The sequence below is a fragment of the Adhaeribacter aerolatus genome (assembly GCF_007991635.1).
In the GTDB taxonomy this organism is placed as follows: Bacteria; Bacteroidota; Bacteroidia; order Cytophagales; family Hymenobacteraceae; genus Adhaeribacter; species Adhaeribacter aerolatus.
Genome location: NZ_BJYS01000015.1, coordinates 19401 through 34366, shown reverse-complemented (window position 1 = coordinate 34366; position 14966 = coordinate 19401). Strand labels below are relative to the sequence as shown.

15 protein-coding genes are annotated in these 14966 nt (G+C 39.0%); 8 read left to right on the top strand and 7 right to left on the bottom strand.

Annotation, left to right across the window (positions count from 1 at the left end; all coding sequences use genetic code 11):
• Positions 1 to 1057 precede the first annotated feature (1057 nt).
• The gene (locus AAE02nite_RS26280) at positions 1058 to 1234 is read right to left on the bottom strand and encodes a hypothetical protein (protein WP_170252575.1); all 177 of its coding nucleotides are present in this window, start codon (positions 1232 to 1234) and stop codon (positions 1058 to 1060) included.
• Between the two features lie 744 nt (positions 1235 to 1978).
• Between AAE02nite_RS26280 and AAE02nite_RS10855 the strand changes: the two genes are divergently transcribed.
• From AAE02nite_RS10855 to AAE02nite_RS10845, 3 genes are all read left to right on the top strand, one after another.
• Entirely contained in the window at positions 1979 to 2602 is a 624-nt protein-coding gene (locus tag AAE02nite_RS10855; protein ID WP_146897758.1) for a DUF4145 domain-containing protein, read from the top strand.
• Positions 2603 to 2758: 156 nt separating this feature from the next.
• Positions 2759 to 3433 carry a recombinase family protein gene (locus AAE02nite_RS10850; protein WP_146897757.1) on the top strand — a complete coding sequence of 225 codons (675 nt, stop codon included), beginning with the start codon at positions 2759 to 2761 and terminating at the stop codon, positions 3431 to 3433.
• A gap of 58 nt (positions 3434 to 3491) precedes the next feature.
• Positions 3492 to 4130: a hypothetical protein gene (locus AAE02nite_RS10845; RefSeq protein ID WP_146897756.1), complete on the top strand. Its 639-nt coding sequence runs from the start codon at positions 3492 to 3494 to the stop codon at positions 4128 to 4130.
• An 82-nt stretch (positions 4131 to 4212) separates the two neighbouring features.
• Here the strand turns inward: AAE02nite_RS10845 and AAE02nite_RS10840 are convergent, their stop codons facing one another.
• The 3 genes from AAE02nite_RS10840 to AAE02nite_RS10830 all read right to left on the bottom strand — a co-directional run bounded on the left by AAE02nite_RS10840 (position 4213) and on the right by AAE02nite_RS10830 (position 6212).
• Complete coding sequence (locus AAE02nite_RS10840) at positions 4213 to 4464, bottom strand: hypothetical protein (RefSeq protein WP_146897755.1); 252 nt, start codon at positions 4462 to 4464, stop codon at positions 4213 to 4215.
• A 157-nt stretch (positions 4465 to 4621) separates the two neighbouring features.
• Positions 4622 to 5365 (bottom strand): TIR domain-containing protein, encoded by a 744-nt coding sequence (locus AAE02nite_RS10835; RefSeq protein ID WP_246150974.1) that lies wholly within the window; start codon positions 5363 to 5365, stop codon positions 4622 to 4624.
• Positions 5366 to 5627: 262 nt separating this feature from the next.
• Positions 5628 to 6212 (bottom strand): DUF3267 domain-containing protein, encoded by a 585-nt coding sequence (locus AAE02nite_RS10830; RefSeq protein WP_146897753.1) that lies wholly within the window; start codon positions 6210 to 6212, stop codon positions 5628 to 5630.
• A gap of 249 nt (positions 6213 to 6461) precedes the next feature.
• Here AAE02nite_RS10830 and AAE02nite_RS10825 point away from each other — a divergent pair, with 249 nt between their 5' ends.
• From AAE02nite_RS10825 to AAE02nite_RS10810, 4 genes are all read left to right on the top strand, one after another.
• Positions 6462 to 7421, top strand: coding sequence for a hypothetical protein (locus tag AAE02nite_RS10825; RefSeq protein ID WP_146897752.1), 960 nt, complete (start codon positions 6462 to 6464; stop codon positions 7419 to 7421).
• 198 nt (positions 7422 to 7619) lie between these two features.
• The gene (locus tag AAE02nite_RS10820) at positions 7620 to 8012 is read left to right on the top strand and encodes a hypothetical protein (RefSeq protein ID WP_146897751.1); all 393 of its coding nucleotides are present in this window, start codon (positions 7620 to 7622) and stop codon (positions 8010 to 8012) included.
• A gap of 255 nt (positions 8013 to 8267) precedes the next feature.
• Entirely contained in the window at positions 8268 to 8945 is a 678-nt protein-coding gene (locus tag AAE02nite_RS10815; RefSeq protein ID WP_146897750.1) for a DUF433 domain-containing protein, read from the top strand.
• Positions 8942 to 9349: a PIN-like domain-containing protein gene (locus AAE02nite_RS10810; RefSeq protein ID WP_146897749.1), complete on the top strand. Its 408-nt coding sequence runs from the start codon at positions 8942 to 8944 to the stop codon at positions 9347 to 9349. Before AAE02nite_RS10815 ends, AAE02nite_RS10810 begins: the two co-directional genes overlap by 4 nt.
• 44 nt (positions 9350 to 9393) lie before the next feature.
• Here the strand turns inward: AAE02nite_RS10810 and AAE02nite_RS10805 are convergent, their stop codons facing one another.
• Positions 9394 to 10341 carry a hypothetical protein gene (locus tag AAE02nite_RS10805; RefSeq protein ID WP_146897748.1) on the bottom strand — a complete coding sequence of 316 codons (948 nt, stop codon included), beginning with the start codon at positions 10339 to 10341 and terminating at the stop codon, positions 9394 to 9396.
• A gap of 101 nt (positions 10342 to 10442) precedes the next feature.
• Between AAE02nite_RS10805 and AAE02nite_RS10800 the strand changes: the two genes are divergently transcribed.
• Positions 10443 to 10703: a helix-turn-helix domain-containing protein gene (locus AAE02nite_RS10800; protein ID WP_146897747.1), complete on the top strand. Its 261-nt coding sequence runs from the start codon at positions 10443 to 10445 to the stop codon at positions 10701 to 10703.
• 326 nt (positions 10704 to 11029) lie between these two features.
• Here the strand turns inward: AAE02nite_RS10800 and AAE02nite_RS10795 are convergent, their stop codons facing one another.
• Together AAE02nite_RS10795 and AAE02nite_RS10790 are read right to left on the bottom strand one after the other, a co-directional pair.
• Positions 11030 to 11728, bottom strand: coding sequence for a M48 family metallopeptidase (locus AAE02nite_RS10795; RefSeq protein ID WP_246150957.1), 699 nt, complete (start codon positions 11726 to 11728; stop codon positions 11030 to 11032).
• Positions 11725 to 14964, bottom strand: a complete 3240-nt coding sequence (locus AAE02nite_RS10790; protein WP_146897746.1) for a type I restriction endonuclease subunit R — start codon at positions 14962 to 14964, stop codon at positions 11725 to 11727. Before AAE02nite_RS10790 ends, AAE02nite_RS10795 begins: the two co-directional genes overlap by 4 nt.
• Between the last annotated feature and the right edge of the window lie 2 nt (positions 14965 to 14966).

Genomic DNA, 14966 nt, shown 5'->3' with positions numbered 1-14966 from the left:
TAAATAATCCCCAATACCATACTGATTATTTTCAGTATGGGGTACCATGGTAAAACATAGACCAGGATTATAGTAATCGTTGTCATTAAAATTATATGTCTGATTTCACCTACAGACAGCGGTTAATTCATTGTATTTGTTATTTTTAATAAATAGTATTAATTATATAAAAGATTAAGCAAAAGTTTTATCACTTTAATCTAGCCAGCATTTACTATTTGCGTAAAGGCCTAATCTTATGTTAAAAAAGTTAGGTATTCTTTTCCTATTCCTTTGTTAAAAATACTAAAAATACATTAAACTAAATAATGTATTTATTCTTAGGAATATGAAGGTGAAAATATCATATAAGTATATATATTGTTGATAATAAGATGATTATACATAAATTTAGCTTTTAATAATTGTACTTATATTATTTATTTATGGTACTTATTTTTATCGTAATTTTAAAAATCTTTATTTTATTATAATAATTTATGCTTAATACATAAAAATATTTTCCACATTTATAAAATACATAAACAAATTAGCACATAGCGTAAAAATGTGAGGTAATAAAACTGGATTTGAATCACTTTGGTCAACTGGGTATCCACCGGTATTATAGCCAGATGTTGCAGTAAAACTGGTGAAAGGTTTACCGGTTTGAAGTTTTCTAGACAGCAGTCTAATCAGGTAGAACAATCATAATCATTGAACTAAACCTTTACCAATTAGTTACGCTATAAAGTAAACAAGACCTCACCAACGGCAAGGCCTTGTAAAAGAATAAGAATTTGTTTTAATTAGAGCGATCATCTGCATCGGACGTAGGAAATCATTTGCAGACTACAATGCTACACACAGCCGGGCCTTGCCCGGTTTTGTTGTTTATTTACGGTATCTCCTCCAAAGTCGACGGACTAAGAGACAGAGATTCCACAAACCAACAACTGAACCTGTTAGTCCTGCGATAAACTGCAGCACTGGGGTAACGGTCAGAAGGGTAATAAAGAAAATCATTTTTTCATCTATTGTTTTTAAAGTTCTGGATTCCGCCAGGTCGGTAAGATTATTAGTATAAATCACAAACCACTTGCTTCCTTTGTTGGTCTTTAACTTTTAAGGCAATACTTTGGGTAAAAACCACCACGTCACGGTTATATTTAAATAGTGCCTGTTTAGAAAAGTATAGGCAAAAAGTGACCTGAACGGCAGTCTTTTTGTCTTTATTAAGTATTTTATTTTTCATATTCTATACAGCTAATCTATCATATTCTATACAGCTAATCTAAAGGATGCACTTGGCAGCACCAAAACGCTTTACTTACTAATTACAAGTATCCAGTAAATAACTTCATAGAGATAAGAAAGGGTAGCTTGAGAAAACAAGTTTGTCATCTTGAGAGGTAATGTATATATCAGTCATAGCTTCGCTCCTAGTGTTTTGTACCCAGGTGCTTAATAATAATATACAATAGGATTTGGTTATCACAAAATGAGAAGGATGCTAATAGGAGGGGAAAGGGCACATTTTCTCCACTAAATCGCTATGACAACTAAAAAAATATTCCGGTTCTAAACGAACTTTACCCCCGGCTGTTCCCTTGGAGTCTAACACTTGGATGTACCACTCCTGTAATAGATATAGCAGGTAAGTTTATACTGGGGGCTTGTAGTTTGGTGCGGGGGTGGTTAATGCGAATGGGAATCGCTTTGGGTCGACTGGGTACCCACTAACATCACGGCCAGGTAATTTATTCCAGGTTACCTATTTGTGCCGGTTTTGAATAGTAGCCTGTAAAAACAAACTTTCGCCCAACTCATAACTAAACCTACTCTAAACAGACTTCTACCGGAATGAAAACGAAGAACGGAAATTAAATAAGCCTTTTATATTAGTCAGAATATATAGTATATTCGTTAGTGTAGTTACGTATATAGGCTAGTTTTACTAGGTACTGGGGATTGACGTATTAATGGCATATAATCTATTATGAAATATATTGAACCATCAGTTTTTTCAAAGGCATTTACTTGCCCGCATTGTGGAGTCTTATCTAAGCAGGACTGGAGATTTGACAATTGGTACTTTACAGGAAATACTAGTCAAGGAGAGGCAGATTTAAGGAGCGGAATGTGCCATCATTGTAACAATCATACTCTTTGGGTAAAAGATAAAATGTATTATCCTGACAATGGAAATGTTCCTTTCCCTAACCCTGAAATGCCAGATAAAGTCAAAAGACTCTATTTAGAAAGTGCATCTATTTTGACAAAGTCCCCAAGAGCCGCTGCCGCATTACTCAGACTTTCAATACAAGTACTTTGTAAAGAGTTAGGGGAAAAAGGGGAAAATATTAATAATGATATAAAAGAACTTGTAAAAGCAGGGCTACCAGTAATTGTTCAACAATCTTTAGATATTGTAAGAGTAACAGGAAACGATGCAGTACATCCTGGACAAATTGATACTGATGATGCACAAACTGTAACAAAATTGTTTGAACTAGTAAATATCATCGTTGATTACATGATTTCACTTCCAAATAAGGTTAATGGATTATATAACTCATTACCAGAAGATAAAATAAATGGGATAAAAAAGAGAGACCAATAAAAATACGCCCAAAATACTAACACTTATTAAACGCAACTCAACAATAAGCCGCACATCTAAAATAGGTAGGCGGTATTTTTTTACCCAAAGTTTGGATTTGTCTTCCCCTTGGCTATTTTGGTTACAAAACTACTACGAACGTACAAGTCTTGTAACATGAGCCAAAATAAGCCAATCGTCGTTTATTATCGCGTATCAACCAAAAAGCAAGGGGAATCCGGTCTAGGCCTGGAAGCCCAGCACACTTATGTCAAGCACTTCTACCCGCAGGAGCCGCTGGCCGAACTGGTGGAAACTATGAGCGGCAAGGATGTAACCAATCGTCCCCAGTTGCAAAAAGCATTGGAGTTGTGTAAGCGGCACAAGGCTACTTTAGTGGTGGCTAAAATCGACCGGTTAAGTCGCAATACTGAGCAGGCGCTCCGTATCTATTCCGACCTGGAAGGCCGCTTAGAAAGTTGTGATATACCGAACCTGGACAAATTCACCTTAACGTTATTTATGGCTATTGCGGACCGCGAGCGGGAGTTGATTAGTCTCCGTACCAAAGCGGCCCTGGACGAGAAGATGAAGCAGCAGGGCGAATGGCGTAAGCCTTCTGAGGTCTTTAAACAGGGTCTTGCTTCACCGATGGGAGTAGCGACAAACAAAGAGAAAGCCCAGGCCAACGAGAACAATAAACGGGCCGCTGCCCATGTCAAACTATTGCGGGAAAAGGAAGAAAAGACCTGGCGAGAGATAGCCAGTGAACTGAACGAAAAAGGCTTTAAAACCAGTCAGGGTGGTATATTCCAAGCAACTCAGGCCATGCGGCTTTATAAGGAGGTATAAGGAAATAATTAATTGAATAATTATGGCATTCTGGACAAAAGTTATAAGAATTAATAAAATGAAATATAAAGACGATGTTTATCTAAAACCTTATCGACTTTCAGATGTCATCAGGCTTATTGTTGCTTTATCCATTGAAAAACCGTCATTTAGGAATCATAAAGCACTTGAAGAGTCACTTAGAGACACCCCTAAATCAGCCGATAATTGGTTGCAAATAGCGAGTGAACATCCCGAATTCTTTAGATTAAATAAAGACAACGACCATGTAATCTTACTTATTCGATTTATTAAACAACCAGGGCAGCCCATAGAAGGAGAATATAGAGCCCCTTTAACAGTAGAAGAAACTCAAAAACTGGTGGATCAAGCACTTGTCCTTCATGACAAGCAACTTGCACGTTATCAAAGAGATAGTTTTAAAACCCCAATTAGGGGTGCTATCATTACTGCCATAGTTTCTTTAATAATTGCAGGTTCTAACACATTTTTTATGATGTACAACAATAAAAACGCGGACATCAGATCAGAAAAAATATACACCAAATTAGATACACTTAGTTCTCAAATTGACAAGTCGATTTTGGTTAAAGAGAAAGTAAATTATAATAAAAGCGTGGCCGTCCTACCGGAAGAAAGAAATAACAAATTAGACACATTAAATTCTCGAACTGGTAAGTTGAAATCAAATAAGTAATTTAGTAAAATCTCAATACCAAAGAAAAAGCCCGGGTTAACCGGGCCTTCATTCAACTATTGAATTTAAATACCTTACCTAATTAATTCTTAAGGCCTGGGAAAAAGGCTCTAAACTCCTGCTGAATCTGTTCAAAGGATGGATACTCATCCTTCATCCGAAAGCCTACTTCTAAAGCAGGATACTTTTTAAACATTGCTTCCATAAAATCATACTGCAATTGTGAGTCCATGGAATCACAAAGGGTAAGATAGCCCTGTGCTTTTCTTTTTTCAGCGTGGTCCTGATGAAACTTACCTTGTTCTTCTGAATACTCTAATTTGTAATCGGGCATAAGAATTAAGATCTATTAAGTGGTTAAAAGATTTTTAAATATATAAAAACATTATATTATTACCACCAATTAGCTTTAAAATCATTAAAAGCGGCAGATTATAAGTAACCCAAGCCATGCAGTATTACAATGAGTATGTTAATGAGGCATTTCTATCTTAAATGATGTCATCAATATCAAGTTCCAAATCTCCTCGATGGCCAAAAACAATAGTCTGCTTACCCTTTCGTGCTGGAAAATACCCCCATTTATCTGCTGCTTTTTCAATAAATTTAATAGCGCTACCTGGTGGTAAACTCAATTCTTCATCTACGTCAGTATACCTGATAGCTTGTCTATTTGAATTTGATGACCTAGAACCCATCCATGTTTCTATTATTGAAATAATGTCATTGTCGTCAATTTCGTCTTCATCAACCGTAATTTCGTAAGGGGAGGTTTGGCGAGGTCTAATACGTGCTGCTGCTTTACATATTTTGCTGCATGCGGGTCCAAGTGCTGCATTAAGGTTGCCATCCTGACGATTAGGTTCAAAAGTTGCAGGTATTATTCCAAGTAAATCTGTTGGAAGGTATAAATTACTTATATCACGAGGCATTAGAATAAAATTTCGATCCCTTCCTAGGCGGCCAATGAATAAGCCTAATTCAAAAAGTACATTATCACGGACTGTTCTATGTTCTACATTACGAATTCTTGTTATATCGTCAGGTGAAAAAACAAACAAACCAAAGTCGAATTCGTCTAATGCCTCAAGCAAACCGTCAAGTATATATTGGGAAATATCAAACAGCCCCTGATTCCAAACAGTTACCTCAAATTGGTGTTCTAAATTTTCTTGTGCCGCATATGCCATTTCCAGACTTTCCTTGGAAGACCCTATAAACATTCGCAATTTCATGATTTCCACTAAACAGTTTTAATTGGTATGATATTATTTCGCATTATACAACCAAAAATGGCAATAAACCAACCATACAAAATTGCGTTTGTAGATATAGCCAATATTTAAAAACCAATTTATTAATTTAGAATAAACTAATGTTTATCGTAACACAGAAAGATTGACCAATAAACATGCTACATGTTGCAAATTCGGCCATTTTAACAGTAACCTTATTTTTGATACAGTTTTGGACCCATTATAGCCTTTCATAACCAATTTATTCCCTGATTGGCTTATAGATGTAACAGCCAATTTTAGAAGAGTGGTCCTGGACTAAATTATCAAAAGACTCATTCCGCAGGATGGCAACCATTAAGAAGTCTCCGCCGGCAGCAACGGTGAAAAATAAGCCAAACAGAAACAAAGTAAAACTACCCGTAACTAAAGATATTAAGGCTGGCAGTATGCCTAAGATAAGGCCGGGCATGGTGCCACCAATCAGGTAGTGCTTTAATTTCAAAGGTTCCTGGCAATGGCAATAAGGCGTTAAAGATTTCCAAAGGACGCCATACCGAATGGATTTATATCCTCTGGGAGCAAAGCAAGCCCAGGTTATGCCATGAATAAGTTCGTGTATCACAATTCCCCCTAACAGTACGCCCAGGAAAAGGGGGATTGCCCAAAGTCCTGGTTCTGCTAGCAGGTTTTTTAGAACCGTTTTAGTTATAGTATGCCCCCACAGTAGAAAATAAGGAACCCCGAACAAGATAATAAAAGGTACCACGTAGATAAGGGCCAGCATTTGTGCTTTTGTAGCATCAATGGTTAGTTCCTCGGTATGGTATTGCTCTGTTTTTAACATGTTTGTCCTGATTACCCTTTAATAATTAATTGTAACCTATTCCGGTACTTTAACATTTATTCATAAAATTCAGCGTTATTAAAGAATTGAAGGTGCCCACTTCAACCTATATTCTGATTTGTTCATTTCCTTGTTTTCGGAAATAGTTGCTCCTCATAATAAAATAATATTCTCTATATGATTATAAATATCAGCATTTTACCTAAAATATTCATAAATTAAGCAGGTAATATATAAAGGCAATTAACCATGAAAAAGCGAGTTATTGTCATTGGTATTTTTATTTTTTTGCTGCTCACCGTCATCATATTATTTCTCGGGAGCCTGAATAACAAGGGAGATTATGCGGTGGGTGATTATGACCCTGGCACGGATACAAGCACGGATACGGTGGGTATGGGATATGGAGTGGATACGGCAGGCATCGTGTTCGGCCCTAACCCGCAGTACCCAGTAAATTCAGACACGACCAGCGCCAAGCCAAGGCCTAACATACCCAAAGAACATCCCCGTTTTCCGATTAAAGCTGATACAATATCAAAGCCGATAGATGCGGAGAGCGCCCAAGCAGCAGTAGGTAACCTACTGAAAGGAAATATGGCTTATTATGTTCCGGATTCTATGTTAGTCAATCAGCCGAGGCGGGTATCCTTGACGGTTTCCAGGAATATGGCTTTAAAGGCCTTAGAAAAATCAATTGAAAAATCAATTGCCCATGAACCGGACGCGGATACTTCCCGGATTGTATCGGAAAGAATAAATATATCCAAGGTGATGACGGCTAACCTGTATGCCATGGATAGCACCAAGTTTCAAATACGGCGCATATCCGAAAAAGAGCAATACGTTCATCTGGCAGAAACCGACACTACTCAAACCAAATGGGAATGGTCGGTTAAACCCCTGGCAGCCGGTGACCACGAAATTATTATCAAGGTTAGTGCCTTAATTAAAGATGGTCAGAAAGAACGGCCAATAGAGTTCGAAGTGTACAATGGGGTAGTACCGGTTATGGCTGTACCACCGACTCCCGGGGAAAAGGTCTCAAATGTTCTTTCCGTAACGTTTAACTTTGTTAAGGAAAACTGGGAGTGGATAGCCGGTTTTGTCACGGCTCTGGCCGGACTAGTTGGATGGCTGAAATCCAGATTCGGCAAGCAGCAGCCGAAGCAAGACCAAGACAAAGAGCAACCAAAGGTTATTAGTTAACCAAAACTTAGGAGTAGCATCCGGAGAACTTTAGCCTTAGGCAAAAGTATATACCTAGTTAGTTGCCGATTTAACAGCGAGAAATGCCCTTCTTTTTTTGTAAATTGTAGTGGAGCAGGATAAAATTTGCGCCAGTTACATATATATGCGTTACAACCCCTGCTCAGATTTTCCTCTTTACTATTCCATATAATACACATGGCATTTTCTTCTGACCTGCCCGGCGTAATAGCCATTCAGCATCAGGTACTTAAGCGTTTAAAAAAGAAAACAGGTTTACGGCAAAGAGATTGGGAGATACTGTGCGCTTGTTATGTTTTATCCCTTGCTGTATATCCATTTACGGCTGCTGATTTGAATGGGTACTTAGGTGGTAGTTACTATTTACCCTGCTTGTACAATTCTATTAACGTACTCCTGGATAAGGCATATATTACTGTCTTCGTACCCGGTAAACCATTCCAGGCAGAACGTTACGAATTTACCTGGAAGGGTCGGGAGGTAGTAAAAGAGTATAGTAAGGAGATGCGGCACTTAGCTGATGAACAGCAATATAAAGCCACTGGTAAGTATCCTCGGCGGCTTTGGTAAAGATAAACTTAAGCACTATAAACAGGCAGGCTTAAACAATATTTTAAACAAGTTTGCCTAAACTTCAAGATGAGGTAATTAAGCCAGAGCCTAACATTAAATATTTAAATACCCTGCTATTGGGAAATAGCTTGCCTCTGGTAATATAATAATTTAGATATTTTTATGATTTTTTAAATTAAATCACTTTTATTATGTTGCAACGTTAAAAGATTGCTTTACTTTTTTAACCTTGCTATTAACCCCCTAAAGCACATGATAGCGTACGAGAATAAACCACAATTGGGAGGTGGTATATATACTATCCCTGATATTGCACAGATATTACGTGTGCCAACGAACAAAGCAAATCGTTGGATAAATACTTATTGGGAGGAAAAATTAGGGAAAGAATTTAACCATAAATATTCTTGGAATTTAGGACAAACCAAAGCTGTTAGCTTCCATACCTTAATTGAGCTGTATGTTTTTTATCAATTCAATCGTGCAGGGGTAAAACCTAATACAGTACTTCATGCCCACCAAATATTATCGAAAAGATTTAATACTTTGTTCCCATTTGCTAATGAAAAAGTATTAGCATCACTAAAAACTGATGGCAGAAGAATTTATCTAAACCATTGGAATGAAATTATAGTAACCCTTGATTCTACTAATCAGTTAAATCTGGATTTTATAAAACTATTCTTTAAGTTAGTAGATTTTGATGAAGAATCTACAGCCAAGGCCTTCTGGCCATTAGGTAAAGTAAAAAGTATTGTTTGTGACCCTAAAAGGCAGTTTGGTCATCCAGTAATTGCAGATACAAACATTTACCCGGAATCTATTTATAACCTTTTTAAAGCCGGTGAGCCAATAAGTTTTATATCGCAGCTTTATGAAATTACAGAAAAACAAGTTGAAGATGCAATAGAATATTGTATAGCGGCATGATTATCTATTTAGATGAAAATATGCCATCTTCATTAGCAGATGCGCTTAACATCCTTCAGGCACCACGGAATACGGAAAGCAGGAAAATAGAAGTTAAATCAATAAAGAAAGTTTTTGGTGCTGGTACAAAGGATGAAGACTGGATACCTATTGCTAGGAAAGAATGTGCTATAGTTATAACTCAAGATTATAACATCCAAAGAACACGACATCAAAAAGCACTATGCGACGCCAATAATTTAGGATTATTCTATTTGCGTTCACCCTCTAAAAGTGGGCTACTATATTGGGATATGGTTGGGTTATTGATTGAACAATGGCCTGAAATAACAAAAATATGTTTTAAAGAATCTAAGCCTTTTGCATATCGTTGTTCTTTAAGAAAATCACTAGAGAAAATTTAATCCTAGACTATTGTTTTAACTGATAAATAGTTAACCAAGTTTATTTACTTACCAAAATGTAGAGGAATAGACATTTGGATTGGCTTCTCAATTTTGTCTTTTTTTCTTCTATTTTCTATTTCCCATAGAGGCTGCAGGTTCGTGTAATGGAAACATATTCTTTGCTGCTCTGGATCAGTAAGGTCAAAGGATGCACAAGGAACGATATGGTCGATATGCCACTGGCCTCTGTTTTCCCAGGTCATTCCTGGTTTGAAGCATCTTTCCAAGTGAGCCTTAAAGGCTTCTATTGAGCAGCCTAAAAGTTCTTTTGTTTTGGCGGCTTTTCTTGTACCGGTGGCTTTTAGGGCATGTAGTATGCGGGACCTTAAACGGCACTCAATAGCGAAACCAGAATTGTTCTCTCTTTTGCTCCGTACGTATTCTCTCTTAAATTTTCTATACCTCTCCGGATTTTTAAGGAAGGACCGCCTACTAATCTCCATTACCTTCTGCCTGTTGTTCCTGGCGTATTTGTTCGATATTCTCTTTTTCAGTTCAGGGTTGCGAAGGATATAATCCTTTCGTTGCTGTTTGCTTTTATCCGTTTTATGGTATACTCTTTTTCTTTCCTGAATAATTTCCTTATTATTTTCCCGGTACTCCTTCCATTTATAGAAAAGAATTGCCTTGTTTTCTTCCACCCATTTTCGGTAGCAGGCCTTGCACCAGGAAGTTAAACCCTCGAACCCCAATTTGGCTTTGTTGTATTCACTCTTGGGCTTTTCTTCCAGGCAACTTTTACATATCTTAGTAGAACTGGCAAGTGCCTCTGAACGGGCTTTTTCCTTGGCCTCTCTCTTAGCCTGCAACTTTGGAGCCCTTTTAGCTCTTAGGTATGCAGCCTCACAAATCTTACAGACACTTCGCTTAAGATTACTTTTTGACGAGCGGTTGGTGAATTCGGTTTCCTCTAGTTTCGCAGTCCCGCATTTTGTACATGTTCTATACAAATCTCTTGAGTTTAATGGTTGAATGGATATATCCTACCTTTGACAGAATCGCAAATTGGGATAGTTTGCTTTTACTGAAATGGTAACATAATTGTTACCATTTGAATAAGGCTCAGGTGCAACCTTTGGGTGTGAAGTACCCTGGTAAAATTGAATCTTTTGGAAGGCACCTAAGAAAATTGAGGGAGGAAAAGGGTTTTTCACAGCAGGCCTTAGCCGACACCGCAGATATAGCCAAATTGACCATTCTTCGGATTGAGAACGGGAAGAATGCTCCCACTTTGGATATGCTTTTCGCTATCTGTGATGCCTTAGAAATCTCATTTCAGGAATTGATGAACTTTGATTCTAATAGAGAGTAAAATTTACGAGCAGCCACCTATTGATTTTGCTTTCTGGTGGAAATCAATAGTTTCATCCGCAACACTATCTTAATCGCGAATTCGAATTACAAAATCAGCAAGTACACCAATGCTACCGAGGCTTCCTTGGTTGACAACTACTTAAAATATATGAGGTTTCTTGGCTATAAGATTTTACTAGAAATGAATTCAACCCCAGCAGAATAGGGTATTATCCTCAACCAGTTCGTAATTATTCCCAGGGCTAATGTAAAATTGATTAATGGGCTGAACCTCCATTTACAACCTTCTTTATACACTGTACATTTTAAAGAACGTAATCTTTGTTACGCTAATAAAACCTCTAACCTCATCTTCCATTTCTCCCATTCTGGCAATTCCTTCGCCTGAAGTTCAAAGAAAGTTTGCGTATGGTCGCGGTGTACAAGATGGCAGAGTTCATGAATGATCACGTACTCAATGCATCCTTTAGGAGCCTTAATAAGGTCGGGATTGAGAATGATTTTACCTTTCGGGGTGCAACTGCCCCAACGCGTGGGCATTTCACGTAAAACAATGCTAGATGGTTCAACTTGGTATTGCTTAAAGCGTTCTATCCAAGGTTTCGCGTACTGGCTGAATCGGGCACGTGCATGTTCCAGATACCACTTTCTTAGTAGTTCTTCTGGATTTGCATTTTCAGGACAAATAACCTCAATAAATTTCCCCTTTAGCTTCACTTCATTGGTTTTGCCTTCAGATACTTTAAGCCTGTACTGCCTGCCTAAATATAGATGAGATTCACCACTGACGTATTTTTTGGCAGAAGTCTTTGGATGGAATGGCAAGAAGAAACTTTGTTGCTTAAGTATCCAAGGAGCCTTATCCTTTAGTTTCTTCTTTACCTTATCCAGAGTGACATTTACTGGCGCCTTTACTAAAACCTCCATTTCTGGGGTAACAGTAATACCTAAACTCTTACGGTCGCTAAAGGTGAGCTGAAAATCGATTGTTTTAGAACCGAACTGAATACTGTCCTTAATCACTTATACCTAATCTTTGCTACCTCTATACATTTTTCTGCGAGTGCATCCATCTCTCCAAAGGACAATTGGATGCCATACTTATCACGTACTTCGTCAATTAGAAAATCTCCAATATCGATGTTTAACTTACCGAGCAAGTCTTTGTTTTTATGCCAGTCTATTTTAGGCTTTCCGCTGTCGAGAATGGTATTATTCATGATTGCATCAATGGCCAGCGCCGTAGATACGGAAATATCTTTTCGTTTAGCCAGTTCTTCTACCTTGGCAGTTAAGTATTCATGACACAGACCAAAATAAGCCCTTGCAATCTCCTTACCTTTTAATTGCTCCGGTATGTCGCTGTCGGTATGTGACAAGACAGCCTCCATCATCTCTTTTGCTCGTTTAAGATATTCTGCTTCTGAAATGCGCTTCTCTTCATACTCCCGGATGGTGTCCTTCAACATTTCAGAGAATTTCTTATAGAAGGCAGGGTCTTCTTCCATCTTTGTAGAAATGTGCTTGGCTGTACGGGAAGCAATACGGTCTGCTTTGGCTGCGTCACCAATTGCTTTCTCTACTTCTAAATCGAATTTCTCTTTGTCAAAAATGTTTACCAGTTCCACGACCGTTTCAACACGGTCTGTCTGGATGTGCTTGTCAATAAGTTTTTGAATCTGTCCTTCGTACTGTTTAAAGTCTACTGTGTCGGAGTAGCGCTGAGTAACAGAGGCACGGAGCCTCAGAAAGAATGCAGCATCATCTTTGTACTTGTCTACTTCCTTTGTATCTGTTTTGGTAACAAACTCCAGTGAGGAAAGCGCTATTTTTAAGGTGCGTGCGAAAATGGATAATTTATCGTAGAAGGTCGAACGCAGCGCCTCATCCCGTAATAAGTCTTCGTAGGCTTCAGCATCACGTTTATTGGGTACAGCTTTGAATATATCCCATAATTCAGAGTATCGTTGTGGCAGTTTCTTTACCTCCTCTGTAATATTGGTTAGGGTACCAGCTAATTCTTCCTCATCAAAGTCTTCTAGGCCCGAGAATAAATTTAGTGCCTCATCCAGGTGCCCTAATATTCCATAATAGTCTATCACAAAACCAAAGTCTTTACCTGGATATAACCGGTTTACACGGGCAATAGCCTGCAGCAGTTTGTGTTCTTTCAGGCTGCGTGTAATATACATTACTGTATTATTAGGGGCATCAAATCCGGTGAGCAGCTTATCTACCACAATAATTATTTCTGGTTCATCCTGATGTTTATAGCGGCTGATAATGTTTTTTTCATATTTCTCCGGCGTGTTATGCTCATTCATCATCTTTGCCCAGAATTGTTTTATTCTGTCCTGCGATTTACCAAAAGCGCTATCCTCGCCTTCCCGGTCGTCGGGGCCGGATATAACTAACTCGGTAGAGACAAGGCCTATTTCATCTAAAAACTCTTTATATTTTATGGCGGCAATTTTACTAGGGCATACCAGTTGGCCTTTGAATCCTTTACCTTGCCAGTTGTCGCGGTAGTGTTGGCTGATATCCCAAGCAATAGCATACATTTTCTGCTCCGCCTGGTTTAGCTGGTCTGCTCGGCTAAACTTCTTCTTGAGGTCTACTTTCTGATAATCGGTTAAAGTTTCAGATACTTTCTGAAAGAAGTTATCAATGGCTTTCTCGTTTACCTGCTGGAAAGCATGGCGGCCTTCATAAAGGATTGGCACCACAGCTCCGTCTTCCACGGCTTTGGTAACTGGATAATCATCTATAATGCCGCCAAACTTCACTGCCGTACTTTTCTCCTTCTTCATGAGTGGTGTGCCAGTAAAGGCAATAAAGCAGGCGTTTGGCAAGGCTTGTAACATTTTTACGTTAAAAGTGCCATACTGTGTGCGGTGACCTTCGTCTATTAATACAAAGATGTCTGGTGAAGTGAGTGGATTCTTAAGATTTTGGACTGCCTTTTCGAACTTATTGATGATGGTAGTAATAACGGCATCACTTTTACTTTGCAGCTTGTCGGCTAAGTCCTTGCCGGTTGAAGCACGCTCTACTAATATATCACACTTTTTAAAGGTGTTAGAAATTTGCTCATCAAGGTCGGTACGGTCGGTAACGAGCACAATCTTTGGATTACGGATGCTTTTATCCATCGCAATAGCCTGCGCCAGCATGACCATGGTAAGCGATTTGCCGCTACCCTGCGTGTGCCAGATAACACCGCCCTGACGCTTACCGCCTTCCAAGTGATGCACACGTTGCCTTATCTTTTTAATGGCGAAATACTGCTGATAACGAGCTATCTTTTTAATGCCTCCATCAAATACGATAAAGCTGTATACCAGGTCCAGCAGGCGCTGCGGGCGGCAAAGGCTGTGTAGCAGTGCATCTTGTTTGGTAACCTTCACTTCAACTTGTTCCATCGTCTCGAAATGCTGACGCACATAGGCGTAGCGGCCACTGAAGAGTTTCTGGCGTTGTGCAGGCTGAAAGGGCATGTTTTTCAGTGCCTGCATTTGCTTCCGGTATGCAAGCGCTGCCACTTCTTTTTCGTGTTTATCTTTTCCAGGATGTTTTTCCTCCCACTGCGCCCAAAACTTTTCTGGGGTAGCATTGGTGGCGTACATGCCCTGATTAGTGGCAATGCTTAAGCAAAGTTGTGCGTACACATACAGTGAGCGAATGCCGTCTTCCTGCTGGTTCCTCAGGTGTTGCGATATGGCTTGGTGCAATGGTTCTTTTATATCGGAGCGTTTACACTCAATAATGCAGAACGGAATTCCATTTACAAAGAGTACAATATCAGGGCGATAGTGCTCTTTACTAGCGGCCCGCATCACACTGTATTCTTCCGTTACATGAAATACGTTTTTATTCCACTCCTGCCAATTGATGTACTGCAGCGTGTAGCTTTTTTTGTCTCCCTCTATGCTTTGTTCCAGCGATTTGCCCAACGTTAGCAGGTTATACACATACTCGCACGAAGCCATATAACCTTCCTGCATCGGCACATCCTTCAGGGCTTGGATACCTGCCTTGATGTTACTGACAGCAAACTCATGGCTCTCTCCTTTGTAGGTAATTCTATTGATACTTTCCAGTTGCTCGCGGAGTACCCCTTCCAGCAGTACAGCTGTGGTTTTTCCGCCTCTCATTTCCAATGCTTCTTCTGTTGTAAGGTAAGTATAATCGACCTTCTGCAGAAACTGCAATGCTGGTATTTGGCTGATGTGGTCTTCTAAGAAAGAGGGAGTTTCCATAG